Below are 24,414 nucleotides of genomic sequence, written 5' to 3' on the forward strand. Positions count from 1 at the left end.
GTGTTCACCACTGTACGTCATCCGGGGGCCGGAATGCACATCGGTATCTCCCGCCCGTCTCCCTACCCCTCCAGATGGCGGTTCGGCGCCTTCGCGCGCTCCGCGTACTCGTCCAGTACGACGACGGCGGCCCCCTCGGCGGCGAGCACGCCGCTCCCGTCCGCCCCCGCCACGAAGGTGTCCGGCTCCCGCCAGGCCGTGACGACCCGGCGCACCCCGGCGTCGAGGATCAGCCGGGCGCAGGGGGCGGGCCGGGAGGCGCGGCGGGCACAGGGCTCCAGGCTGCTGTACACGGTGGCGCCCGTGAGCCGCCGGTCGGCGGGGTCGACCTTGGCGAGCGCGGCCTCCTCGGCGTGCACGACCGGATCCCCGCCCTCCCGCGAGTGGCCCCGCGCCAGCTCGCTCCCGTCGGCGGCGACCACGACCGCCCCCACGCTGAACGCGGTCTCCGACGGCGGACACAGCTCGGCCAGCTCGCAGGCGAGCTCCAGCCAGTGCCGGTCGGCCGCGGTGACCCGGTCACCGGTGCCGGGGGCGGTGGGCAGGTAGCGGTGGAGCACCACGTCCTCGATCCGCCGCGACTCCACCAGCCGCAGCCGCCCGCCCTGGTAGGCCCCGGGCCCGAACAGCCGGGGCGCGGCCGGGTCCCCCACGATCAGCGGCGCGAGGACGAGCTGGAGTTCGTCGGCGAGCTCCTGCTGGAGCAACCGGGTGTGCACGGTGCCGCCCCCTTCGACCATGAGCCGCCGCACCCCGCGCCGGTCGTGCAGGTACTCCAGCGCCGCCCGCCAGTCGAACACCGGCCCCAGGGACACGGTCTCGGCGCCGATCCCGAGCGCACGGGCCCGACGGGCACCGTCGTCCGTGGTGAGCAGCACCTTCTCCCCGCCCGTGTGCCAGAACCGCGCCGCCGGGTCCAGCTCGCCGGTGCCGCTGACGGTGACCTTGAGCGGGTACTCCGCCCTTCCGGCCGCGGTGCGCGCCGCCCGCCGCTCGGCCGAGTTCACCAGCAGCCGCGGATTGTCGGCCCGGATCGTCCCGGCCCCGACCAGGATCGCGTCGGCCGACGCCCGTACCTCGTCGACCCGGTCGAAGTCGGCGGGCGAGGAGAGCAGCAGCCGTTCGGGGCCGGTGTCGTCCAGGTAGCCGTCCAGGGAGACGGCGGCGGAGAGGAGGACGTAGGGCAGGGGCATGGGTGGCACTCCGGTGGTGCGAGGGGGGCGGACGGGGCGTGGAGTGCCGCCATTGTCGGTCATGGCCCGTGCGGGCCGACGCGCTCCCCGGCGATCACTGGCCCGGCACCGCGCTCGGACGGGCGGCGAAGGGACCGTCCAGGGCCGCCCATTGCAGGAGCATGATGGTCTTGCCGTCGGCGATGCGCCCGTCGCGGATCATGGCGAGCGCCTCGGTGAAGGGCAGTTCGAGCACCTCGATGTCCTCGCCCTCCTCCTCGACCCCGCCGCCGGTCCCGGTCCGGTCGGCCGGGGTGTAGGGCGCGGCGAAGAAGTGGAGCCGCTCGGTGACGGAGCCGGGGCTCATGTAGGCGTCCAGGACGTGGGTGAGCGGGCCGAGCGTCACCCCGAGTTCCTCCGCGCTCTCCCGGCGGACGGCTTCGACCGGGTCGTCGGCGTCGAGGAGCCCCGCGGCGGCCTCGACGAGCATCCCGTCGGGATGGTCGTTGACGTAGGCGGGGTAACGGAACTGACGGGTGAGCAGGACACGGCCGCGGGCGGTGTCGTAGGGCAGGACGACGGCACCGTTGCCGCGGTCGTAGGTCTCACGCCGCTGGGTCTCCCACCGCCCGTCACGGCGACGGTAGTCGAAGGTGGTGCGCCGCAGGACGTGCCAGCCCCGCGAGGTCAGTTCGACGTCGCGGACCACGACGTCGGGGTTGCGGTCCAGGCCGCGTCCGGCCCGGTCGAGGCCGGTACGGCCGCGGTGGTCGGGGACGTCGACACCCGGGCGGGCGGTCACGCGGCCTCCTGCGGGGCGCGGGGGTCCCGGCGGGGGATCTCGGCCGCGTCCCGGTAGACGGGCAGCCCCCTGCGGCGGGCGGTGGCGACGTCCTGGTCGGCTCCGGCGGACTCACCGGGCAGACGCAGTACGGCGTCGCAGTGGGCGAGCAGCCGGTCGGCGGCCGGGTAGAGCACCTGGTCGGCGAGGGGGGCGGTGGGTCCGGCGCCGGCGGAGCGGAGCACGGGGAGGGCGATCCACTCCCCGATCACGGGCAGGTGGCCGGCGGCGAAGACCGGCCAGGCGGCCTCTTCGAGGCGGGCGAGGTTGGCGGCCATGGCCCGGGGGTCGCCCTCGGTGCCGGAACGGTAGGGGCCGGCGATCAGTATCAGCATGGGCTTGTCGGTCATGACGCGCTACGATACATGCAGAAACGTGCAAGAACAGGAGAGAGTGTGCATGCTGGCTGCTGAACGGCGCGATCACCTGCTGAACCTGCTCGCCCGTGAGGGCAAGATCGTCGCCAAGGACGTCGCCGCCCGGCTGGGCATCTCCGAGGACAGCGTGCGCCGCGATCTGCGCGACCTCGCCTCGGAGGGACTGGTCCAGCGGGTCTACGGCGGCGCGCTGCCCGTCTCACCGGCGGTCGTGGACTACGCGGCCCGCCAGAGCGTGGCCCCGGACGGCAAGCAGCGGGTCGCCTCGGTGGCCGCCGGGCTGGTCGGGCCGGGCGGGGCGCTGATCCTCGACGGCGGCACCACCGCCCTCGCCGTGGCCCACGCGCTCCCGAAGGACCTCGACTGCACGGTGATCACCCACAGCCCGACCATCGCCGCGGCCCTGCTCGGCCACCCCCGGGCGGAGCTCTTCCTGCTCGGGGGCCGGGTCTTCAAGCACTCGGCGGTCACCCTCGGGGCCGCCGCCGTCGAGGCCGCACAGAACGTCTCCGCCGACCTGTGCCTCATCGGTGTCACCGGCGTCCACCCCGAGGCGGGACTGACCACGGGGGACGCGGAGGAGGCGGCGATGAAGCGGGCCCTGTCCGCACGGGCCGCCGAGACCTACGTCCTCGCCTCCTCCGAGAAACTCGGCACCGCCTCGCGGTTCCGCGTCCTGCCCTGGGACAAGGTCACCGGACTGATCACCGACGCGGCCCCCGACCACCCGGTCGTCGAGCGGGTCAGGGCGCTCGGCCCGGACGTCCTGGCCGCCGAGGGCCCCGACGACGGGGGCGAGCCCACCGGGTGACGCCCGGTGAGTCCGACCGGCACGTCCCCCGTACGGCTTGACTCTCCAGTAGCTGGAGACCGGAAGGTGGGCGCCATGAACGGCGCGACGCCCCCGTACTCGATCGGTGAACTGTCGGCCCGTACCGGCGTGTCCGTACGGACCATCCGGTTCTACTCGGACACCGGACTGCTGCCTCCCACCGGCCGCACCCCGGCCGGCTACCGCCAGTACGGCGAGGCGGCCCTCGGGCGGCTCCACCTCATCGGCGTCCTGCGGGAGCTGGACGTCGATCTCGGCACGGTCCGCCGCGTCCTGGACGGTGACCTCTCCGTCGCCCGGGCCGCCGCCGCGCACGCCGACGCCACCGCCCTGCAGATCCGCGCGCTGCGGCTGCGGCACAGCGTGCTGCGGCTCGTCGCCCGGCGCGCGGCCGGCCCCGAGGAGACCGTACTCATGCACCGGATCGCCCTGCTCGCCTCCGAGGAACGGCGGCGCCTTATCGCCGACTTCATCGCCGCACTGGACGCCGGCACGCCCCATGCCCGCAGCGCCGCCGACGCCCTGCGCGCCGCCCTGCCCGAGCTGCCCGACGAACCGTCCGACGCCCGGCTCGCCGCGTGGGTGGAGCTCGCCGAACTCGTCGCCGACGACGGCTTCCGCGCGCGCATGGCCCGGGCGGCGTTCCCGCCCGCCGACGAGGACGCCCTGCCGGACGTGGACCGCGAGCGGGCGGCCGAGCTCCTCGGGTTCACCCGACGGGCGGTCGCCGAGGCGAGGGAGGCGGGTATCGAGCCGGAGGATGCCGACGCCCTCCCGGTGGTCGACGCCGTCGCGGGACGCTTCGCCGCCGTGCTCGACCGGCCCGACGGCCCGGAGCTGCGGGAGTGGCTGGCACGGCGGTTCGAGGTGGGGCACGACCCGCTCGTCGAGCGGTACTGGCGCCTGGTCTGGGCCGTCAACGCCTGGCAGGTGATCCCCGGCCACCTCCCCTTCCAGCCCTGGCTGGTGCGGGCCCTGCGCCGCTCCGGCCCGGTCAGCCCCAGTCTCCGTTGACCCACGAGAGCAGGCGGGCGCGCTTCTCGTCGCAGGGGGCGTCGCCGGCACCCCCGGACCCCAGGAAGCCGAGGTCAAGGCCGAGGTGGTCGAAGTACCGTCCCGGGTCGGCCGGTTCCACGGGCGTGGGCGCCCGGTCGGCCCCGGCGGCGAACCGGCCCTCGGCACAGCCGTCGGGCCACACCGGCCGGCCCAGCCACCACCCGGCCAGGAACACGGCGTACAGCGCGGTGACGGCGCCGAGGCGGCGCGGGGTCAGCCAGGACGGCATCGGGCGCTATCCCCAGTCGCCGTCGGACCAGGCCCGCAGGCGGGAACGCTCGCTCATGTCGTTGGCGCAGGCGACGGCGTAGGCGGTGACGGTCAGGGTCTGGACGGACCCCGCGGACCGCGGGGTGGGGACGTCCCCGGGCGCGCCGCGGTCCGGCACCACCGACGCCGCCGGGAGGGGGCTGTACGCACGCGAGGGCGCGACGGACGGCTCGGTCCCGTCCCGTTCGGCGGCGGCCCGGCCGAGCGCGGCCCGGTCGACGTGGCACTCGGGGGTCACCGGCTGACCCAGGTACCAGCCCGCGACGAACACGCCGTAGACCACGGCGGCGGCACCGAGGCGGCGCGGGGTGATCCGGCGGGGCCGGAGGTCAACCCGGCCCGGGGCGGGCGGAGTTGTGCGCATGCCGGAGGACTCTACCCGCCGGCCGGACGGCCCGGACACGCACGCTCGGCCGGGGGACGAAGAAGGCGCCCGCTGCGGCCGGGGGACGAAGAAGGCGCCCGCTGCGGCCGGGGGACGGAGAAGGCGCCCGCTGCGGCCGCCAGCACCGCGTCCGCCGCCGCCGGCCCGCCCACGTGGCGCCGGCGCCGGTAGACCCTGGTGCGGTGCACCCCCCGCGCGGGCGGCGACGCCCTCCGCGGTGAGCCCTTCGTGACCGGTCTCGGGCCGGGCCGGTGGAGCGCGTCACCGAGCCCGTACGGACGATCCTGTCGGGCACCGTCACGGAGCTGGAGCGGGCCGCCGCGCAGGGGGCAGGGGACCCGCGGAACGGACAGGACCCCAGCTCGTTCCTGCGGTGAGCTGGGGTCCGGCGGGTAGGCCCTGTGGGACTCGAACCCACAACCAATGGATTAAAAGTCCACTGCTCTGCCAATTGAGCTAAGGGCCCAGGCGATGTGTCGCGCGGTGTTGCGTGATGTTGCCACACCGAGCATAGCCCGACGCCGCCGGGACGCCGATCGGGTATCGGGGTCACGGCCGCGTCGGAGGGCGTGGGACCCCGGGCTACGGGTCCGCCGGCTCGGGGGCGCCCGCCCGGGCGGCGGCACGGGCGCGGGTGCGTTCGTGGTCGGGGTTGAGGAACCAGTGCCGGGCGGAGGCCAGCCACCAGGTGGCGGCGAAGCCCAGGACGACCAGGACGGCGACGGGTGCGTAGTTGAAGGTCTCCCAGGTGACCGGGGAGACCTGGGGCAGCATGAACAGGACCGTGATGACGACGACCCACGTCACGGCGACCACCCCCACCGGCTGCGACCAGCGGCCCAGGTGCCACGGCCCGCGTTCGAAGGCGGCACCCCTGCGGACGCGCAGCAGGGTCGGGATGACGTAGGCGATGTAGAGGCCGATGACCGCGATGGACGTCACGGCGGCGTAGGCCGTGACGTTGATGAGGTACGGAAGGCCCAGGACGAGCGCGGCCAGGGCGGCCAGCCAGACCGCCGCGACCGGGGTGCGGGTGCGCGGGTTCACCGAGTGCCAGAGGTGCGACCAGGGCAGCGCGCCGTCCCGGGAGAAGGCGTAGATCATGCGGCTGTTGGCCGTCACCGACGCCATCCCGCAGAAGAGCTGCGCGCCGATGACGACGAGCAGCAGCAGCTTGCCCGCCGTCGCGCCGAGGGCGTCGAGCAGGATCTGGGCGGGCGGCGCACCGGTCGGGGACGTCAGGGCGCCGTCGTAGGACTGGATGGCGAAGGTGAAGCCGAGGAGGAGGACGAAGCCCGCGATCCAGGAGGTCCAGATGGAGCGGACGATGCCCTTCGGGCCGGCCGTGGACGCGTCGTGCGTCTCCTCGGTCATGTGGGCGGAGGCGTCGTAGCCGGTGAAGGTGTACTGGGCCATCAGGAGACCGATGAGGACGACGTACGCCCCGCTGCTCCAGCCCGTGTTGTTCACGAACTCGCCGAAGACGAAGGACGCCGACTGGTGGTGGTCCGGCGCGAAGGTCAGCGCGCCGACGATGACCGCGACGCCGAGGACGTGCCACCACACGCTCACGCTGTTCAGCAGACCGACGATGCCGACGCCGAAGGTGTTCAGCAGGCCGTGCAGGATCAGGATGGCCGCGAAGAGCAGGATCGTGCGGCCCGGCGTCACCTCGAAGTCGAACTGCAGGTTCAGGTAGGCGCCCAGGAAGGACGCGGCGCCGAAGTCGATGCCGGCGGTGACCGCGACCTGGCCCAGTACGTTGAACCAGCCCGTGAACCAGGCCCAGGCCGCCGCCGAGCGCGGGGGCGCCAGACGGTGCGCCCAGAAGTACAGGCCCGCCGAGGTCGGGTACGCCGAGCAGATCTCGGCCATCGCCAGACCGACGAAGAGCGTCATCAGGCCGACGGCGACCCAGCCCCACGTGATGACGGCGGGGCCGCCCGTGTTCATGCCGAAGAGGTAGAGGGTCAGGCAGCCCGACAGGACCGAGATGATCGTGAAGGAGACCGCGTAGTTGGAGAACGCCGACATGCGGCGGGCCAGAACCTGGGTGTAGCCGAGCTGGGCCAGCCGTTCCTCGTCCGACAGCCCACTCACCTTGGCGTCATCTGTCATGCCCCCAGCAATTCCCTCACCGTGGGCGTGACATGCGTCACTCCGCAGCCGAAGTCGGACCGCAACGCGAAGCGCCGTGGCCTCCACCCGTTGGGGCGGAGGCCACGGCGCGTCTCACCTGTTCAGGCGTCAGCCGTTGCGCTTCCAGCGCGGCTTGTCGTCACGACGGCCGAAGGACGAACCGCGGTGGTCGTCGCGGCGGCCGTAGGGGCGGTCGTGGCCGCCGGAGCGGAAGCCGGGACGGTCGCCCTGGCGGTCGCGGTTGAACGGACGGTCGCTGCCACGGTGTCCGCCGCGCTCGCCGCGGTCGTCACGGCGGAAGCCGCCACGGTCGTCACGCCGGTCCAAGGAACGGCCACCGCGGTCACCGCGGTCGTCACGGCGCTCGAAGGAACGCCCGCCACGGTCGTCACGCCGGTCGTCGCGACGGTCGTCACGGCGGAAACCGCCACGGTCGTCACGGCGCTCGAACGAACGCCCACCACGGTCACCGCGGTCGTCACGACGCTCGAAGGAACGGCCACCACGGTCGTCACGCCGGTCGTCGCGACGGTCGTCACGGCGGAAACCGCCACGGTCGTCACGCCGCTCGAACGAACGCCCACCACGGTCACCGCGGTCGTCACGACGCTCGAACGGACGCCCACCGCGGTCGTCACGGCGCTCGAAGGAACGCCCGCCACGGTCGTCACGGCGGTCACCGCGCTCGTCACGCCGGTGGTCGCGACGCTCGTACGCGCGCTCCCGGTCGCTGCCGCTGCCGTTGCCGGCGCGCTCCGTCTTCTCCACGTCCAGGGCGCCGGGCTGCTCGGGCAGCGAGACCTCGGCCTCGGCGGACGCGGCGGTCACCTCGGCCAGCACCGTCTCCGGGTCCTCGCCGCGCTCCCGCGCGACCCTGGCGACCAGGCGGTCGGCCTCCTCGCGCAGTTCGGTGGCACGGCGCTGGGCCCGCTCCAGCTCCTTGGTGAGCTGGGTGACCTCGCGCTCGGCCTGCTGCGCCGCGTTGCCCGCGGACTCGGCCTGGACCTCGGTCATCGACCGGGCACCGGTGATCTCGGCGACCTCCGGGTCGAAGGCGGCGCCGCCCTGGATGATGTGGCGCGTGGCGTCGACGCCCGCGTCCTCCATCAGCCGGAAGATCTGGCGGCGCTGGTGCGGCAGGGACAGCGAGACGACCGTGCCGGTGCGGCCCGCGCGCGCCGTACGGCCGGCGCGGTGCAGGTAGTCCTTGTGGTCGCCGGCCGGGTCCACGTTCAGGACGAGGTCGATGCCGTCGACGTGGATGCCGCGGGCGGCGACGTCGGTGGCGACCAGGACGTTGACGTAACCGTCCTTGAAGTCGGCCAGCGTGCGGGTGCGCGCGCCCTGGGTCATGCCGCCGTGCAGCGCGTCCGCCTTGGCACCGGCGTCGCGCAGCTGCTCGGCGACGCGGTCGGCGCCCAGCTGGGTGCGGACGAAGATGATGGTGCGGCCCTTGCGGGAGGCGATGGCCGCGGTGACCGGCGCCTTGTCCTTGGGCTTCACGACCAGGATGTGGTGCGACATGGTCGTCACCGCGCCCTGGGCCGCGTCCACCTCGTGGAGGGCCGGGTCCGTCAGGTACCGGTCGACGAGGGTCTTGATCTCGTTCTCCATGGTGGCGGAGAAGAGCATCCGCTGGCCGCCGGCCGGGACCTGGTCGAGCAGCTCGGTGACCTCGGGCAGGAAGCCCAGGTCGGACATCTGGTCGGCCTCGTCGAGGACCGCGATCTGCACGTTCTCCAGGGAGCAGGCGCCGCGGTTGATGATGTCGCGCAGGCGGCCGGGGGTGGCGACCAGGACGTCGACGCCGCGTTCGAGGGCGTAGATCTGGTTGCCCATCGAGGTGCCGCCGCAGACGACCTTCATCTTCAGGCCGAGGACGTCGCCGTACGGCTGGAGCGCGTCGGCGACCTGCATGGCCAGCTCGCGGGTCGGGGTGAGGATGACGGCGCGGGGCTTGTGCTTCTCGGTGCGGCCGCCCGCCAGCGTGGCGAGGGTCGGCAGACCGAAGGAGAGGGTCTTGCCGGAGCCGGTGCGGCCCCGGCCGAGGATGTCCTTGCCCGCCAGCGCGTCCGGGATGGTCGCGGCCTGGATCGGGAAGGGGGTGGTCACGCCGTTCTGCGCGAGCTTGCGCACGACGCCCTCGGGCAGACCGAGGTCGGCGAACGTCGGCTCGGGGGCCTTGGCGGGCTCCGGGGCCTCGGTGGCCGCGGAGGCGTCCACGGCCTCGACGGCCTCCGGTGCAACCTCGACGCCCTCGGCGTTCTCGGGCACGACGACGTGATCAGTACTGATGATGGACATGCGAATGCGAAACCTTCCGGAGTCTCTCGTCGGCACGCGCCCGTCAACTCCGTGAATCGCGATTCGCAATACGACCGCCTCGATGCGGTCCACCACGGCAGCAAAGGAGAGTACGCGCCACACGGCGCGCTCTGCGGTGGCGCCGGGCAAATGGGATCAAACGATCTACCACCATACGCACCCTCCACCCCTGAAGGCAAACCGGCCGCACATGCCCAGGTCAGCGGCCCGCAGCCGGCGCCCGGTGCCCACCCCCGGCCACCCGGCCGCACTGGGCCCCGCCCGCACGTCGGCCCGTCCGCCCTACGCCGGTGCCCCGGCCGCCGGCGCGGGCTCCCGCTGTTCGAGCTGGGTCCCGGGAGGCTCGTGCGCCGAGGAGGAGGGCTCGGCCACCGTCGGCTCCGGCGTCGGGGAGGCGGGCGGCTCCGCGGTCCGGGTCGGCTCCGGCTCGGCCGTCCGGGTGGGCTCCGCCGGGGGCGTCCCGGTGGGCTCGGGGTCGAGGTTCCCGCCGTTCGGCGGCGGAGCCCCGGTCGGGCGGGCGGCCGGGGGCTCCGAGGCGGCCCCGGCCTCGCCCTTTGCGCGCTTGCCGCCCTCGCCCTTGCCGTCGCCCTTGTCCTTCTCCTTGCCCTTGGCCTTCTTCCCCTTGCCGGGCCCGTCGTCGGCCGCGGCCGCGTCGTACCCGGCGTTGCCTCCGGTGACCGCGGGTCCGCCCTCCGGGACCGCGCCGCCCCGTTCCCCGGCGGAGTGCGACGGCCTGGCGCCCCCGCCGGACTCGTCGCCGACGCTCATGCAGCCGGCGGCAGCGGCGACGGCCAGGGCGGTGGCGGCCAGACGGACGGGTACGTACAAGGGGCGCACGGCGGCCACCTCCGGGGTTCAAGGAGTCGACCTGCCCAACTCCCGTCACCCACAAGAGGACACGCGCCCGGCGGGGCGGACTTGACCCGAGCGCGTCACCCGTACCCGAGGGAGTGCAGCCGCGCGTCGTCGATCCCGAAGTGGTGGGCGATCTCGTGAACGACCGTCACCTCGGTCTCGGCGACCACGTCTTCACGCGTCGCGCAGAACCGCAGCGTCGGCCCCCGGTAGATGGTGATCCGGTCCGGCAGCACGCCCGCGTACCACTCCCCGCGCTCCGTCAGCGGCGTCCCCTCGTACAGCCCCAGCAGCTCGGGATCGTCCGCCGGCGGTTCGTCCTCGACGAACACCGCGACGTTGTCCATCAGCCGCGTCAGCTCCGGCGGGATCCGGTCCAGGGCCTCGGCGACCAGTTCCTCGAACTCCTCGCGCGTCATCTCCAGCACACGCCCATTGTCGGGTACGACCGTGGAGTACGACCCGCATATCCGCCCCGGGGCCCGGGCATACGGGACCAATGGACCGCGTCCTGGCCGCACCCCGCACGCCCTGGCCGAGGTGATGAACCCCATCCGCAACGCCACCCGCCTCCTCACCCGCCGCTACCGCGACCGGCTCGCCCGCCGCGACCGGACCGCGTCCGCCGCCCCCGAGCTCGCCGTCCGCCCCCGCCCCTGGGCCCGCGCCGCCGGTCTGGTCGCCGTCGTCCTGCTCGGCGCCTGGCTCGGGCTGCTGGTCGTCGGCAACGTCCGGGTCCCGGTCGGGCCCATGGACACGACGATGACCCTGCGCCCCTCGCTGGCCGGCGGCACGAAGATCAACGTCTCGCCGCTGGGCGCCCTCCAGCTCGACAGCCACGTCGCCCCGGTCCGCCTCGACGTCAACGTCGACCAGCTGGACCCGGCCCGCGCCCAGGCCCTCGTCGACCACCCCGAACGCCTCTCCGGCCTCCAGGACGAGGTCGCCCAGGACGTGGGGCACGGCGCGCTCGACCTCGCCGTCCGCTCCTGCGTGGCCGTCGTCACCGGCGCCACCGCGCTCGGCCTCGCCGTCTACCGCCGTCCCCGGCGCGCCCTCGGCGCGGGCGGACTCGCGCTCACCCTGCTGGTCGCCTCCGGCGGCACCGCCTACGCAACCTGGAACCCCGACTCCGTCCTGGAACCGAAGTTCTCCGGCCTGCTCTCCTCCGCGCCCTCCCTGGTCGGCAACGCGCGCAGCATCGTGACCGAGTTCGACGTCTACCAGAAGGAGCTGGCCCGCCTGGTGACCAACGTGACCAAGCTCTACGACGTCACCTCCACGCTCCCCGCCTACCAGCCCGACCCGACCACGATCCGCGTCCTGCACGTGTCGGACATCCACCTGAACCCGGCGAGCTGGAAGATCATCGCCTCGCTGGTGCAGCAGTACAAGGTGAACGTGATCGTCGACTCCGGCGACACGATGGATCACGGCACGGCCGCGGAGAACAGCTTCCTGGACCCCGTCGAGGACCTCGGCGCCCCCTACGTCTGGGTCCGCGGCAACCACGACTCGCGCGGCACCCAGGAGTACCTGAAGCACCTGAAGAACGCGCACGTCCTGGACGACGGCCACGCCCGGACCGTGGCGGGACTGCGCTTCGCCGGGATGGGCGACCCGCAGTACACCCCCGACCGCTCCCGGGCGGACGGCGCCGAGGCCTCCCAGGAACTGGCCGGCGCCCGCCTCGCCTCCGCCCTGCGCGACCAGAGCGCGGCCGGCACCCCCGTGGACGTCGCCATCGCCCACGAGCCGTCGGCCGCCCGCGAGGTCGACGGCGACGTTCCGCTGGTGCTCGCCGGCCACCTCCACCACGAGGACATGAAGGTCATGAAGTACGGCACCCGGCTGCGCGTCGAGGGGTCCACCGGCGGCAGCGGACTGCGCGCGGTCGAGGGCAAGTACCCCGACCCCATCCAGGCGTCGATCCTCTACTTCGACCGGGACACCCGGCGCCTCCAGGCCTGGGACGAGATCGAGCTGGGCGGCCTGGGCCTGACGACGGCCGAGGTCAGCCGCCATCTCCCGAAGGAGAACCAGCCCGGCGCCACCCCTTCCCCTTCCGGCACCGGCCCGTCCCCCTCCGCTCCGGGCAGCCCCGCCCCCAGCACTCCGTAAACCGTTTTGGCGATACCTCCCGCCATCCCATATGCTTCTCACGTCCCCGACGCGCTGCGAAGCGCCCAGGCGGGCCGATAGCCCTCATCGTCTAGCGGCCTAGGACGCCGCCCTTTCAAGGCGGTAGCACGGGTTCGAATCCCGTTGGGGGCACGCAGTACATGTGCGACACTGTCGTACGAAGCTTGGTCCTGTGGAGCAGTTTGGAGTGCTCGCCACCCTGTCAAGGTGGAGGCCGCGGGTTCAAATCCCGTCAGGACCGCTGAGGTTTCACGTGAAACCTCGCGGCTGGGTAGCTCAGTTGGTACGAGCGATCGCCTGAAAAGCGATAGGTCGCCGGTTCGACCCCGGCCCCAGCCACAGCAAAGACCCCGATCTTTTGATCGGGGTCTTGTTGTATGCACCCGAGATTGTATGCACCCGAGACAAAAGCGTTCGCCAGGATTTTCCCGAGGATGAGATCCTGGAACCCGTATGTCTACGCATCCCGCCCCCGCCCTCGGCACCCTCGCTTCCCGGCTGACCGAGCTGTCCCTGCGCGACGCGCACCGGCTCGGCCGCAGGCTCGAAGGTGCGCGGAAGATCCGTAAGCCGGAGGCCCGCGCCGCCGTCCTCGCCGAGATCGAGACGGAGGTGGCCAGGGCCGAGCAGCGCATCGGCGAACGCCGAGCGCGCGTCCCGGCCGTCAGCTACCCCGAGCAGCTCCCGGTCAGCCAGAAGAAGGACGAGATCGCGGCGGCCATCCGTGATCACCAGGTCGTGATCGTCGCCGGTGAGACCGGGTCCGGCAAGACCACCCAGATCCCGAAGATCTGCGTCGAGCTGGGCCGTGGCGTCCGCGGCATGATCGGGCACACCCAGCCCCGCCGGATCGCCGCGCGCACCGTCGCCGAGCGGGTCGCGGACGAGCTGGACACCCCGCTCGGGGAGACCGTCGGCTGGAAGGTGAGGTTCACCGACCAGGTGAACCCGCAGTCCACCTTCATCAAGCTGATGACGGACGGCATCCTGCTTGCCGAGATCCAGACCGACCGCGAGCTGCGCGCCTACGACACGATCATCATCGACGAGGCCCACGAGCGGTCCCTCAACATCGACTTCCTGCTGGGCTACCTCTCCCAGTTGCTGCCGAAGCGCCCCGACCTCAAGGTCGTCATCACCTCGGCGACCATCGACCCCGAGCGCTTCTCCCGGCACTTCGGCGACGCCCCGATCATCGAGGTCAGCGGGCGGACCTATCCGGTGGAGGTGCGCTACCGGCCGCTCCTGGAGGAGGACGGCGACGACGCCGACCGGGACCAGATCACGGCGATCACCGACGCCGTCGAGGAGCTGATGGGCGAGGGCAAGGGCGACATCCTCGTCTTCCTCTCCGGCGAGCGCGAGATCCGGGACACGGCGGACGCGCTGGAGAAGAAGAAGTACCGGTTCACGGAAGTGCTGCCGCTGTACGCCCGGCTCTCGCACGCCGAGCAGCACCGGGTGTTCCAGCAGCACACCGGGCGCCGGATCGTCCTGGCGACCAACGTCGCCGAGACCTCCCTGACCGTCCCCGGCATCAAGTACGTCATCGATCCCGGCTTCGCCCGCATCTCCCGCTACAGCCACCGCACCAAGGTCCAGCGGCTGCCCATCGAGCCCATCTCGCAGGCCAGCGCCAACCAGCGCAAGGGCCGCTGCGGCCGTACGTCGGACGGCATCTGCATCCGGCTGTACTCCGAGGACGACTTCGAGGCCCGCCCTGAGTTCACGGACGCGGAGATCCTCCGGACCAACCTGGCGTCCGTCATCCTCCAGATGACCGCGGCCGGCCTGGGCGACATCGAGAAGTTCCCCTTCATCGACCCGCCGGACCACCGCAACATCCGCGACGGTGTGCAGCTGCTCCAGGAGCTGGGCGCGCTCGACCCGGCGCAGAAGGACGTACGCAAGCGGCTCACCGACACCGGCCGCAAGCTCGCCCAGCTGCCCGTGGACCCGCGGCTGGCCCGGATGGTGCTGGAGGCGGACAAGAACGACTGCGTCCGCGAGGTCATGGTCATAGCGGCGGCACTGTCCATCCAGGACCCGCGGGAGCGTCCGGCGGAGAAACAGGCCCAGGCCGACCAGCAGCACGCCCGGTTCAAGGACGAGAGCAGCGACTTCCTCGCGTTCCTCAACCTCTGGCGGTACCTGCGCGAGCAGCAGAAGGAACGCGGCTCGTCGTCCTTCCGCCGGATGTGCAAGCAGGAGTACCTCAACTTCCTGCGCATCCGCGAGTGGCAGGACATCTACACCCAGCTGCGCACCGTCGCCAAGCAGATGGGCATTCACCTCAACGACGAGGAGCACGCCGCTCCCGACGACCGGGTGCACGTGTCGCTGCTGGCCGGTCTCCTCTCCCACGTCGGCATGAAGGACGTGAAGGAGGGCTCGAAGAACGAGTACCTGGGCGCGCGGAACGCCAAGTTCGCGATCTTCCCGGGCTCGGCGCTCTTCAAGAAGCCCCCGCGCTTCGTGATGTCCGCCGAGCTGGTGGAGACCTCCCGCCTCTGGGCCCGCGTCAACGCGAAGATCGAGCCGGAGTGGGTGGAGCCGCTCGCCGGGCACCTCCTCAAGCGCACCTACAGCGAACCGCACTGGGAGAAGGACCAGGCGGCCGTGATGGCGTACGAGAAGGTCACGCTCTACGGCGTGCCGATCGTGGCCCAGCGCAAGGTGAACTACGGGCGGATCGACCCCGAGGTCAGCCGCGAGCTGTTCATCCGCAACGCCCTGGTGGAGGGCGACTGGCGCACCCACCACAAGTTCTTCTCCGACAACCGCCGGCTGCTGACCGAGGTCGAGGAGCTGGAGCACCGCGCCCGGCGCCGGGACATCCTGGTCGACGACGAGACGCTGTACGACTTCTACGACCAGCGGGTACCCGAACATGTCGTCTCCGGTGCGCACTTCGACTCGTGGTGGAAGCACAAGCGGCACGAGCAGCCCGACTTCCTCGACTTCGAGCGCGAGATGCTCATCAACGAGAAGGCGGGCGCGGTCACCAAGGACGACTACCCGGACTCGTGGCGGCAGGGCCCGCTGAAGTTCCGGGTGACGTACCAGTTCGAGCCGGGTGCGGACGCCGACGGCGTGACCGTCCACGTGCCGCTCCAGGTGCTCAACCAGGTCACGGACGAGGGCTTCGACTGGCAGATCCCGGGCCTGCGCGAGCAGGTCGTCACGGAGCTGATCCGCTCCCTGCCCAAGCCGATCCGCCGCAACTACGTACCCGCGCCGAACTACGCCCAGGCGTTCCTGGACCGTTCCGTGCCCCTCCAGGAGCCGCTGACGGTGACCATGGCGCGGGAGCTGAAGCGGATGGTGGGGGTGCCGTTCGACGCCGAGGACTTCGACTGGGGCAAGGTCCCCGACCACCTCAAGATCACGTTCCGGATCGTCGACGAGCGCCGTCGCAAGCTGGACGAGGACAAGGACCTGGAGGCGCTGAAGCTCCGGCTGCGCCCGAAGGCCCGCAAGGCGCTCTCGCAGGCCGCGGCGGCCACCGCGGAGCGCAGCGGCGGCGAGTCCCTGGAACGCTCGGGGCTGACGGACTGGACGATCGGCACGCTGACCCGGGTCTTCGAGACCCGCCGGGCCGGTCAGCCGGTGAAGGCCTACCCGGCGCTGGTCGATGACGGACCGAAGGCCGACACGGTCTCCGTCCGCCTCTTCGACACCGAGGCCGAGCAGGCGCAGGCGATGTGGAAGGGCACCCGCCGGCTGATCCTGCGCAACATTCCGGTCAACCCGGCGAAGTTCGCGTCCGAGAAGTTGACCAACCAGCAGAAGCTGAACCTGTCCGCGAACCCGCACGGTTCGATCCAGGCGCTGTTCGACGACTGCGCGATGGCGGCGGCGGACAAGCTGATCGCGGACTTCGGCGGCCCGGCGTGGGACGAGGAGTCGTACCGGAAGCTCTTCGACAAGGTCCGCGCGGAGATCGTCGACACGACCGTCCGCACGGTGGGCCAGGTGCAGCAGGTACTGGCGGCCTGGCAGGCCTGCGAGCGCCGTCTGAAGGCCGTACGCAGCCCCGCCCTGCTGGCGAACCTCCAGGACGTACGGGGCCAGCTGGACGCGCTGGTGAAGCCGGGCTTCGTCACCGAGGCCGGGATCAAGCGGCTGCCGGACCTGATGCGCTACCTGGTCGCCGCGGACCGCCGGCTCCAGCAGATGCCGACGGGCGTGCAGCGGGACACGTCCCGCATGGAGAAGGTCCACGAGATGCGGGACGAGTACGCGTGGCTGCTGGAGCAGATGCCGCAGGGCCGGCCGGTGCCGCAGCAGGTCCTGGACGTCCGCTGGATGATCGAGGAGCTGCGGGTCAGCTATTTCGCCCACGCCCTGGGCACGGCGTACCCCGTCTCCGACAAGCGGATCGTGAAGGCCATCGACGCCCTCGCCCCCTGACAGAAGCCGTGACCGAGCCTGTACGGAGGGTGAGTTCGACCGGCGGCCCACCCTCCTGTACAGTCTCTTCTCGCAGCGCAACGCACAACAAGCGCCGCGAAACCTGGTCCTGTGGAGCAGTTTGGAGTGCTCGCCACCCTGTCAAGGTGGAGGCCGCGGGTTCAAATCCCGTCAGGACCGCAGCAAGAATCCCCGCACCGAGCAATCGGCGCGGGGATTCTTTCGTACGCCCCCGCCACTCGCGAAGTGTCGCCGCCCTGCCAAGGCGGAGGCCGCGCCCGCGGCGCAGCCGCATGCGGACACAGCAAATCCCGTCAGGACCGCAGCAACAGCCCCCGCACCGAGCAATCGGCGCGGGGGCCCTTTCGTACGCCCCGCCACTCGCGAAGTGTCGCCACCCTGCCAAGGCGGAGGCCGCGCCCGCGGCGCAGCCGCATGCGGACACAGCAAATCCCGTCAGGACCGCAGCAAGAACCCCCGCACCGAGCAATCGGCGCGGGGTTCTTTCGTGCGCCGGCCCCTGCCCGCCCGGCCTGCCCCCGGGCCACCGAGAAGCCCCCGGCGCCCCCGAAGCCCTCAGTGGCCCTCAGCCGCCCTCCCGCGGCCTTGACGGCGTCACTTTCGCTCGGTACTCCAAAGACAGGGCACAACCCCTGTGTGCCCCCTGGAGGTGGCACATGGCGACATCGGTCAGGCACGAGACGCGGGCGCTGCTCCGCGCGCACCTGTCGGCCGCGTCGTCGTACGGTCATGTGACGCGCCACTGCCCGATCTGCCACCGGCTCCTGCGGCTCGCGCTGGACGCGCCGGCCTCACAGTCTCCGACAGGCCGTCAAGAGGGCGTCGAGAGCGGGAGCGCGTCCACGGCGTGAACCCCCGCGAGCCCCAACGCCCTTGCCCCGCAGAGCTCCTGGAGGCCAGGCCTCCTTTAGCGCACCGGCGCCCGGCCCAACAACCACCCGGCGGTGTGACGGGTGTCACCGCATGATTTTTCGAAACGGTGGGCCTTACTCCTCCCCTACAACTGATCAATTTAATATGTGCAATTGCACCACCTCGATGGTGCTCGCACAGCAGATCCGACACGGCCCCCCAGACTCCGACAAGCCCGCTCACAGAACCGGGCCCGGACACGGGTCCGGGGCACGGGTCCGGTGCAGGCGTCCGCGCACAAAAAATCGCGCTGGACCCGGCGGAGTCCAGCGCGATCAACGACGCACCTCTGTTGGGGCAGAGACGGCGTCGCTTGGAGCTGTGGTCCAGGCCGCCCCGGCAGGTTGGGGGACCTGCCGTTCTGCCCGGTTATGGAGTTGTTCAGGCCTCGCTGCGCTGCTGCGGAATGCCCGCGAGCAGGGCGCGGACCTCGGCTTCGCGGTAGCGGCGATGCCCGCCGAGCGTGCGGATCGACGTGAGCTTGCCGGCCTTCGCCCAGCGCGTGACCGTCTTCGGGTCGACGCGGAACATGGTGGCGACCTCAGCCGGGGTCAGCAGCGGCTCGGCATCAGGGGTGCGAGCGGTCATGAGCGGCCTCCTCGGGAGAACCGAACCTTCTCGGTTCATTCCTCTAAATTCTGCACCTTGACCCGCGTTGCCCGAAATGGCGGACGCGAGTCGAGTCGGTTATAGGACGAACGGCTTGTCCTCGGCACTACAACTACACCATCTGTCCAGCCGCGTCGGCCAAACCGATGGAATTGCCCTCCCAGGTGTTCATCAGCGACGGAAGCCGATGGACCATGCCATAGCGGACAGTCACGCCTCTGTGACGATCAGTCACAGGGGCGATCAGGAGTCACCAGACCCCCCAAAGCGTGCAATGCTGAGATTCCACCCACAGTGCATCACGGTAGGACGGAAGGAGCCCTCCCCGGGCTCCTTGTCCTATTTTGGCATGAGGAGGGGGAAGCGGCGCAAGAGTGATGTACGTGCGGTCCGTCACGCTTGACGCATACGCCCGGATCGGGACCTACGTCCCTTGTCGCCGAGAGATCAGCCCACCCCGAACACGTGTCGGAGCGGAAGACGAAACCCCACATCGGGCGGTACGTCAAACGTCAGTTCGCGGAGCGCCGGTCCCGGACCGCCCGCCAGCGCTCCACCAGCCGCCCGTACGCCGCCCCCGCGGCGGCCCCGTCGCCGTGGCGCAGCGCCTCGATGCCCTCGGCGACGTCCGCCGCGGAGTGGTCCGCCTCCAACTCCCCGGCCGGAAGGGCGTGCACCAGTCCGCCGTAGTCCAACTCGACCAGCGACCGCGGATGGAACTCCTCCAGCCAGCGCCCCACGTCCACCAGCCCGTCGATGAGCGGCCCCTCGTCCACGGCCTCCCGCAGGGCCCGCAGCCCCCGGGCCACCCGTCGGCGGGCCTGCACCATCGGCGTCCGGTAGCGCAGCACCGGGGCGGCCGCCCGCCCGCCGTCGCCCCCGTCGTACTCCCGCTCCGCGTCGGAGAAAAGCACGAACCAGTTGATCGGCACCTGCCAGGTGGCCGTGCGGATCCAGGGCCGGGCGTCCGGGTTGCGCTCCAGCCAGCGCGCGTAGTCCTGCGCGCTCTGCCGGCGCACGACCGGCGGGATCAAGGCGTCCAGGACCGGCTCCGGGAAGTCCTCGGCCAGGTCGCCCAACGCCTGCCAGCCGCGCAGCCGGGTCCGCCAGGGGCAGACGCAGACCACGCCGTCCACCTCCGCCACGAAGGCGTCCGCGCTCTCGTGCACCGGCACCGCGACGGGCGGGGTGGGCAGCAGGTCGGCCAGGGAGCGGCGCAACTCGTCCTGGTAGGAGGGCCGGTCGGGACGGCGGGCGTAACGGGTCCAGTGGGCGCGCTCCTCGTCGGGGAAGGCCGCCAGCGGCTCGTACACGCGCAGGTACGCCGCGTAGGGGACGATCACCGAGGACACCTTGGGCACGCCTGCTCCCTCCCCCGCGCACCGACGCGAAAACCTGCGGAAACCCATGGAAAGGGATCACAAACGCGCGAGAATCTCTGCAAATCGTCGCACGCCCGTACTCCGTGCGGAGGTGATCCTGAGCACTGTGCGGCGGGCCGGTACCCCCAGGCTCTAATCTCGTGCCACAGTCCCCGCCACCTTCACGGGGCCTGCCACCCATCGCCGCACCTACACAGGAGTCACCACCGTGACCGACGTAAACGGCGCACCTGCTGATGTACTGCACACCCTGTTCCACTCGGACCAGGGGGGTCATGAGCAAGTCGTGCTCTGCCAGGACCGTGCCAGCGGTCTCGAGGCCGTCATCGCCCTCCACTCCACCGCCCTGGGCCCCGCGCTCGGCGGTACGCGCTTCTACCCGTACGCGAACGAGGCCGAGGCCGTCGCCGACGCGCTGAACCTCGCGCGCGGGATGTCGTACAAGAACGCCATGGCCGGTCTCGACCACGGCGGCGGCAAGGCCGTGATCATCGGTGATCCGGAGCAGATCAAGAGCGAGGAACTGCTCCTCGCCTACGGCAGGTTCGTCGCCTCGCTCGGCGGCCGGTACGTCACCGCGTGCGACGTCGGCACCTACGTCGCCGACATGGACGTCGTGGCCCGCGAGTGCCGCTGGACGACCGGGCGCTCCCCGGAGCACGGCGGCGCGGGCGACTCCTCGGTGCTCACCTCCTTCGGCGTCTACCAGGGCATGCGGGCCGCCGCCCAGCACCTGTGGGGCGACCCGACGCTGCGCGACCGCACCGTCGGCATCGCGGGCGTCGGCAAGGTCGGCCACCACCTGGTCGAGCACCTGCTCGCCGAGGGCGCCCACGTCGTCGTCACCGACGTGCGCAAGGACGTGGTGCGCGGCATCACCGAGCGGCACCCGTCGGTGGTCGCCGTCGCCGACACCGACGCGCTGATCCGGGTGGAGAACCTGGACATCTACGCGCCCTGCGCGCTCGGCGGCGCGCTGAACGACGACACCGTGCCGGTACTGACCGCCAAGGTGGTGTGCGGAGCGGCCAACAACCAGCTCGCCCACCCCGGTGTGGAGAAGGACCTCGCCGACCGCGGGATCCTCTACGCGCCGGACTACGTGGTGAACGCCGGCGGTGTCATCCAGGTCGCCGACGAGTTGCACGGCTTCGACTTCGACCGGTGCAAGGCGAAGGCCGCGAAGATCTACGACACCACGCTGGCCATATTCGCACGTGCGAAGGAGGACGGCATTCCGCCGGCCGCTGCGGCCGACCGGATCGCCGAGCAGCGCATGGCGGAGGCCCGTACCCGGCGGTGATCCGACGGTCGTACGGCGGTGGGCCGGCGGGGTCGTCGCGGGTTTGACCGGTACCCGTCGGGGTGCAGTTGGAGAGAACTCTCACTTATCCCGGCGGGTCGACCGTCGAAAGGTGGTTAAAATCGCCTTTGACCAGCGAGGACGGGGCGCCTCGACGGTCCTGGGCAGGGCCACGTGCTGCGGGCGACGTACCGTATGGGCGTGGGCTCAGGTACCGTGGAAGCCCTACGGACCGGTCTCTCCACGGAGAGCCCGTTCCGGACCATGAACGCGTGTCAAGACTCTGGGGCCGTCGAGCCCCGTCGTTGAGGGGGTCGAGCCATGGGGCGCGGCCGGGCCAAGGCCAAGCAGACGAAGGTCGCCCGCCAGCTGAAGTACAACAGCGGTGGGACTGATCTCTCCCGCCTGGCCGAGGAGCTGGGCGCATCGCCGTCGAATGCACAACCGCCTAACGGCGGACCATTCGAGGACGATGAGCAGGACGATGACGTGTACGCGAAGTACGCCGACCTCTATGAGGACGACGACGAGGACGAGGACGGCCAGTCCCCTTCCCCTCAGCGACGCGGCGCTTGACCTTGCACTGAACACTTTCCCGGTCGGTGACCTCTGTCACCGACCGGGTTCTGTGCTACCCGCAGCATCTGCGGCGCCCGCGGTGTCTCAGGCGGCGTAGTCGCCCACGAGCTCGGCGCCGGTCGAGTGCTCGCCGCGGTCGGTGATCTCGCCGGCCACCCAGGCGTCCACGCCTCGGTCGGCGAGGGCCGTCAGGGCCACGTCCGTCGACTCCTCGGGCACGATCGCGATCATGCCGACGCCCATGTTCAGGGTCTTCTCCAGCTCCAGGCGCTCGACCCGGCCGGTCCGGCCGACGAGGTCGAAGATCGCGCCCGGGGTCCAGGTGGAGCGGTCGACCACGGCGTGCAGGCCGTCGGGGATCACCCGGGCCAGGTTGGCCGCGAGTCCGCCGCCGGTGACGTGGCTGAAGGCGTGGACCTCGGCGGTGCGCATGAGGGCCAGGCAGTCCAGGGAGTAGATCTTGGTCGGCTCCAGCAGCTCCTCGCCGAGGGTGCGACCGAGACCGTCCAGGTGGGCGTCGAGTGCCAGACCGCCCTCGTTCAGCAGGACGTGGCGGACCAGCGAGTACCCGTTCGAGTGAAGCCCGGAGGACGCCATGGCGATCACCGCGTCACTCGTACGGATGCGATCCGCGCCGAGCAGCCGGTCGGCCTCCACGACGCCCGTACCGGCGCCGGCGACGTCGAAGTCGTCCGCGCCCAGCAGGCCGGGGTGCTCGGCCGTCTCGCCGCCCACCAGGGCGCACCCGGCGAGCACGCAGCCCTCGGCGATGCCCTTGACGATCGCGGCGACACGCTCGGGGTGGACCTTGCCGACGCAGATGTAGTCGGTCATGAACAGCGGCTCGGCGCCACACACCACGATGTCGTCCATGACCATGGCGACCAGGTCGTGGCCGATGGTGTCGTAGACGCCCAGCTGCCGGGCGATGTCGACCTTGGTGCCGACGCCGTCGGTGGCGGAGGCGAGCAGCGGACGCTCGTAGTTCTTGAGGGCGGAGGCGTCGAAGAGCCCGGCGAAACCGCCGAGGCCGCCGAGGACCTCGGGGCGACGGGTCTTCTTGACCCATTCCTTCATGAGCTCGACGGCGCGGTCGCCCGCCTCGATGTCGACGCCGGCGGCTGCGTAGCTGGCACCAGTTGTGTCAGGCATGACGATGAGAACCTTCGTGTCGTACGGCAGGGAGGCCAGGAAGCCGGGAGGAACGGACGGCTACGGGCGACGGATGGCGTCGGCGGCGGCCGTACCGGCGGGCCCGGCGGCCAGCTCGGTCTCCAGGAGCTGCTTGCCGAGCAGCTCGGGGTCGGGAAGCTCCATCGGGTACTCCCCGTCGAAGCAGGCGCGGCACAGGTTCGGCTTGGCGATGGTGGTCGCCTCGATCATGCCGTCGATGGAGATGTACGCCAGGGAGTCGGCGCCCATCGAGGTGCCGATCTCCTCGACGCTCATGCCGTTGGCGATCAGCTCGGCCCGGGTGGCGAAGTCGATGCCGAAGAAGCAGGGCCACTTCACCGGCGGGGACGAGATCCGGATGTGGATCTCGGCGGCACCGGCCTCGCGGAGCATGCGGACCAGGGCCCGCTGGGTGTTGCCGCGGACGATGGAGTCGTCGACGACGACCAGCCGCTTGCCCTTGATGACTTCCTTCAGGGGATTCAGCTTCAGGCGGATGCCGAGCTGGCGAATGGTCTGCGAGGGCTGGATGAAGGTCCGGCCGACATAGGCGTTCTTCACCAGACCGTTGCCGAAGGGGATGCCCGAGGCCTCGGCGTAGCCGATCGCGGCGGGGGTGCCCGACTCCGGGGTCGCTATGACGAGGTCGGCCTCCGCGGGGGCCTCCTTCGCGAGCCTGCGGCCCATCTCGACGCGCGAGAGGTAGACGTTGCGGCCGGCGATGTCGGTGTCCGGGCGGGCCAGGTACACGTACTCGAAGACACAGCCCTTCGGCTTCGCTTCTGCGAATCGCGAGGTGCGCAGGCCGTTCTCGTCGATGGCGACGAACTCGCCCGGCTCGATCTCGCGGACGTAGGAAGCGCCGCAGATGTCGAGGGCGGCGGACTCGGAGGCGACCACCCAGCCGCGCTCGAGGCGGCCCAGGACCAGCGGACGGATGCCCTGCGGGTCGCGGGCGGCGTAGAGGGTGTGCTCGTCCATGAAGACGAGGGAGAAGGCGCCGCGCACCTGGGGCAGCACCTTGGCGGCCGCCTCCTCGAGGGTCAGCGGCTTGCCGTCGTCGTCGACCTGGCCCGCGAGCAGAGCGGTGATCAGGTCGGTGTCGTTGGTCGCCGCGACCCGGGTGGAGCGGCCGTCCTGCTTGGGCAGGTCGGCGACCATCTCGGCGAGCTGGGCGGTGTTGACGAGGTTGCCGTTGTGCCCGAGCGCGATGGAGCCCTGCGCGGTGGCACGGAACGTCGGCTGGGCGTTCTCCCACACGGAGGCGCCGGTGGTCGAGTAGCGGGCGTGACCGACCGCGATGTGACCCTGGAGCGAACCGAGCGAGGTCTCGTCGAAGACCTGGGACACCAGGCCCATGTCCTTGAAGACGAGGATCTGGGAGCCGTTGCTGACCGCGATTCCCGCGGATTCCTGGCCCCGATGCTGGAGGGCGTAGAGCCCGAAGTACGTGAGCTTTGCGACCTCTTCGCCAGGAGCCCAGACACCGAAGACGCCGCAAGCGTCCTGGGGGCCCTTCTCGCCGGGAAGCAGATCGTGATTGAGTCGACCGTCACCACGTGGCACGTCTTTGAGTGTAGGCGAGATCGACCACTGGTCCGAATTGGGGATGCGGGCTCACCGGCGGC

The 24,414-nt window shown here is 71.5% G+C and carries 20 protein-coding genes and 5 tRNA genes; 11 read left to right on the forward strand and 14 right to left on the reverse strand.

Annotation, left to right across the window (positions count from 1 at the left end):
- Nucleotides 1-62: 62 nt before the first annotated feature.
- The 3 genes from IE94_RS0129610 to IE94_RS0129620 form a co-directional block, all read right to left on the reverse strand.
- Entirely contained in the window at nt 63-1,193 is a 1,131-nt protein-coding gene (locus IE94_RS0129610) for a dihydrofolate reductase family protein (RefSeq protein WP_030190305.1), read from the reverse strand.
- A 94-nt stretch (nt 1,194-1,287) separates the two neighbouring features.
- Nucleotides 1,288-1,974: an NUDIX domain-containing protein gene (locus IE94_RS0129615; RefSeq protein ID WP_030190307.1), complete on the reverse strand. Its 687-nt coding sequence runs from the start codon at nt 1,972-1,974 to the stop codon at nt 1,288-1,290.
- On the reverse strand, nt 1,971-2,363 hold the full coding sequence (locus IE94_RS0129620; protein WP_030190309.1) for a hypothetical protein: 393 nt from the start codon (nt 2,361-2,363) through the stop codon (nt 1,971-1,973). Before IE94_RS0129620 ends, IE94_RS0129615 begins: the two co-directional genes overlap by 4 nt.
- Before the next feature lie 49 nt (nt 2,364-2,412).
- Between IE94_RS0129620 and IE94_RS0129625 the strand changes: the two genes are divergently transcribed.
- Nucleotides 2,413-3,201, forward strand: a complete 789-nt coding sequence (locus tag IE94_RS0129625) for a DeoR/GlpR family DNA-binding transcription regulator (RefSeq protein WP_030190311.1) — start codon at nt 2,413-2,415, stop codon at nt 3,199-3,201.
- Between the two features lie 75 nt (nt 3,202-3,276).
- Nucleotides 3,277-4,236 carry a MerR family transcriptional regulator gene (locus IE94_RS0129630; RefSeq protein ID WP_030190313.1) on the forward strand — a complete coding sequence of 320 codons (960 nt, stop codon included), beginning with the start codon at nt 3,277-3,279 and terminating at the stop codon, nt 4,234-4,236.
- On the opposite strand, the gene IE94_RS0129635 is transcribed toward IE94_RS0129630, so the two are convergent.
- The 7 genes from IE94_RS0129635 to IE94_RS0129670 all read right to left on the reverse strand — a co-directional run bounded on the left by IE94_RS0129635 (nt 4,217) and on the right by IE94_RS0129670 (nt 10,680).
- A complete protein-coding gene (locus tag IE94_RS0129635; RefSeq protein ID WP_030190315.1) occupies nt 4,217-4,507 on the reverse strand; it encodes a hypothetical protein in 291 nt (96 codons plus the stop codon). The two genes, IE94_RS0129630 and IE94_RS0129635, sit on opposite strands and share 20 nt — an antisense overlap.
- A gap of 6 nt (nt 4,508-4,513) precedes the next feature.
- On the reverse strand, nt 4,514-4,912 hold the full coding sequence (locus IE94_RS0129640) for a hypothetical protein (protein ID WP_030190317.1): 399 nt from the start codon (nt 4,910-4,912) through the stop codon (nt 4,514-4,516).
- 414 nt (nt 4,913-5,326) lie between these two features.
- Nucleotides 5,327-5,399, reverse strand: a tRNA-Lys gene (locus IE94_RS0129650).
- Between the two features lie 116 nt (nt 5,400-5,515).
- Nucleotides 5,516-7,051 carry an amino acid permease gene (locus tag IE94_RS0129655; protein ID WP_030190319.1) on the reverse strand — a complete coding sequence of 512 codons (1,536 nt, stop codon included), beginning with the start codon at nt 7,049-7,051 and terminating at the stop codon, nt 5,516-5,518.
- A 129-nt stretch (nt 7,052-7,180) separates the two neighbouring features.
- Nucleotides 7,181-9,376, reverse strand: a complete 2,196-nt coding sequence (locus tag IE94_RS0129660) for a DEAD/DEAH box helicase (RefSeq protein ID WP_030190322.1) — start codon at nt 9,374-9,376, stop codon at nt 7,181-7,183.
- A 303-nt stretch (nt 9,377-9,679) separates the two neighbouring features.
- Entirely contained in the window at nt 9,680-10,234 is a 555-nt protein-coding gene (locus tag IE94_RS0129665) for a hypothetical protein (protein ID WP_030190325.1), read from the reverse strand.
- A 95-nt stretch (nt 10,235-10,329) separates the two neighbouring features.
- On the reverse strand, nt 10,330-10,680 hold the full coding sequence (locus tag IE94_RS0129670; RefSeq protein WP_011029427.1) for a metallopeptidase family protein: 351 nt from the start codon (nt 10,678-10,680) through the stop codon (nt 10,330-10,332).
- A gap of 115 nt (nt 10,681-10,795) precedes the next feature.
- Here IE94_RS0129670 and IE94_RS0129675 point away from each other — a divergent pair, with 115 nt between their 5' ends.
- The 7 genes from IE94_RS0129675 to IE94_RS41300 all read left to right on the forward strand — a co-directional run bounded on the left by IE94_RS0129675 (nt 10,796) and on the right by IE94_RS41300 (nt 17,679).
- Nucleotides 10,796-12,373 carry a metallophosphoesterase family protein gene (locus tag IE94_RS0129675; RefSeq protein ID WP_030190329.1) on the forward strand — a complete coding sequence of 526 codons (1,578 nt, stop codon included), beginning with the start codon at nt 10,796-10,798 and terminating at the stop codon, nt 12,371-12,373.
- A gap of 80 nt (nt 12,374-12,453) precedes the next feature.
- Nucleotides 12,454-12,526: transfer RNA gene (locus IE94_RS0129680), tRNA-Glu, on the forward strand.
- A gap of 34 nt (nt 12,527-12,560) precedes the next feature.
- Nucleotides 12,561-12,635 (forward strand) — tRNA-Asp (locus tag IE94_RS0129685).
- Between the two features lie 24 nt (nt 12,636-12,659).
- Nucleotides 12,660-12,733 (forward strand) — tRNA-Phe (locus IE94_RS0129690).
- Nucleotides 12,734-12,847: 114 nt separating this feature from the next.
- Nucleotides 12,848-16,807: an ATP-dependent RNA helicase HrpA gene (gene hrpA / locus IE94_RS0129695; protein ID WP_030190331.1), complete on the forward strand. Its 3,960-nt coding sequence runs from the start codon at nt 12,848-12,850 to the stop codon at nt 16,805-16,807.
- A 105-nt stretch (nt 16,808-16,912) separates the two neighbouring features.
- Nucleotides 16,913-16,987: transfer RNA gene (locus IE94_RS0129700), tRNA-Asp, on the forward strand.
- Between the two features lie 497 nt (nt 16,988-17,484).
- Nucleotides 17,485-17,679 carry a DUF6274 family protein gene (locus IE94_RS41300; protein ID WP_030190337.1) on the forward strand — a complete coding sequence of 65 codons (195 nt, stop codon included), beginning with the start codon at nt 17,485-17,487 and terminating at the stop codon, nt 17,677-17,679.
- A gap of 442 nt (nt 17,680-18,121) precedes the next feature.
- On the opposite strand, the gene bldC is transcribed toward IE94_RS41300, so the two are convergent.
- Complete coding sequence (gene bldC / locus IE94_RS0129710; RefSeq protein ID WP_003949541.1) at nt 18,122-18,328, reverse strand: developmental transcriptional regulator BldC; 207 nt, start codon at nt 18,326-18,328, stop codon at nt 18,122-18,124.
- Nucleotides 18,329-18,861: 533 nt separating this feature from the next.
- Complete coding sequence (locus IE94_RS0129715; protein WP_030190339.1) at nt 18,862-19,710, reverse strand: DUF8083 family protein; 849 nt, start codon at nt 19,708-19,710, stop codon at nt 18,862-18,864.
- A gap of 229 nt (nt 19,711-19,939) precedes the next feature.
- Here IE94_RS0129715 and IE94_RS0129720 point away from each other — a divergent pair, with 229 nt between their 5' ends.
- Both IE94_RS0129720 and IE94_RS0129725 read left to right on the forward strand, forming a co-directional pair.
- A complete protein-coding gene (locus IE94_RS0129720; RefSeq protein WP_030190342.1) occupies nt 19,940-21,034 on the forward strand; it encodes a Leu/Phe/Val dehydrogenase in 1,095 nt (364 codons plus the stop codon).
- Between the two features lie 321 nt (nt 21,035-21,355).
- Nucleotides 21,356-21,610 (forward strand): DUF3073 domain-containing protein, encoded by a 255-nt coding sequence (locus tag IE94_RS0129725; RefSeq protein ID WP_030190344.1) that lies wholly within the window; start codon nt 21,356-21,358, stop codon nt 21,608-21,610.
- An 87-nt stretch (nt 21,611-21,697) separates the two neighbouring features.
- Here the strand turns inward: IE94_RS0129725 and purM are convergent, their stop codons facing one another.
- On the reverse strand, nt 21,698-22,765 hold the full coding sequence (gene purM / locus IE94_RS0129730) for a phosphoribosylformylglycinamidine cyclo-ligase (RefSeq protein ID WP_030190347.1): 1,068 nt from the start codon (nt 22,763-22,765) through the stop codon (nt 21,698-21,700).
- A gap of 60 nt (nt 22,766-22,825) precedes the next feature.
- On the reverse strand, nt 22,826-24,352 hold the full coding sequence (purF, locus tag IE94_RS0129735; protein WP_030190348.1) for an amidophosphoribosyltransferase: 1,527 nt from the start codon (nt 24,350-24,352) through the stop codon (nt 22,826-22,828).
- Nucleotides 24,353-24,414: the final 62 nt, after the last annotated feature.

The sequence above is a fragment of the Streptomyces violaceorubidus genome, from assembly GCF_000717995.1.
Lineage (GTDB): Bacteria > Actinomycetota > Actinomycetes > Streptomycetales > Streptomycetaceae > Streptomyces > Streptomyces violaceorubidus.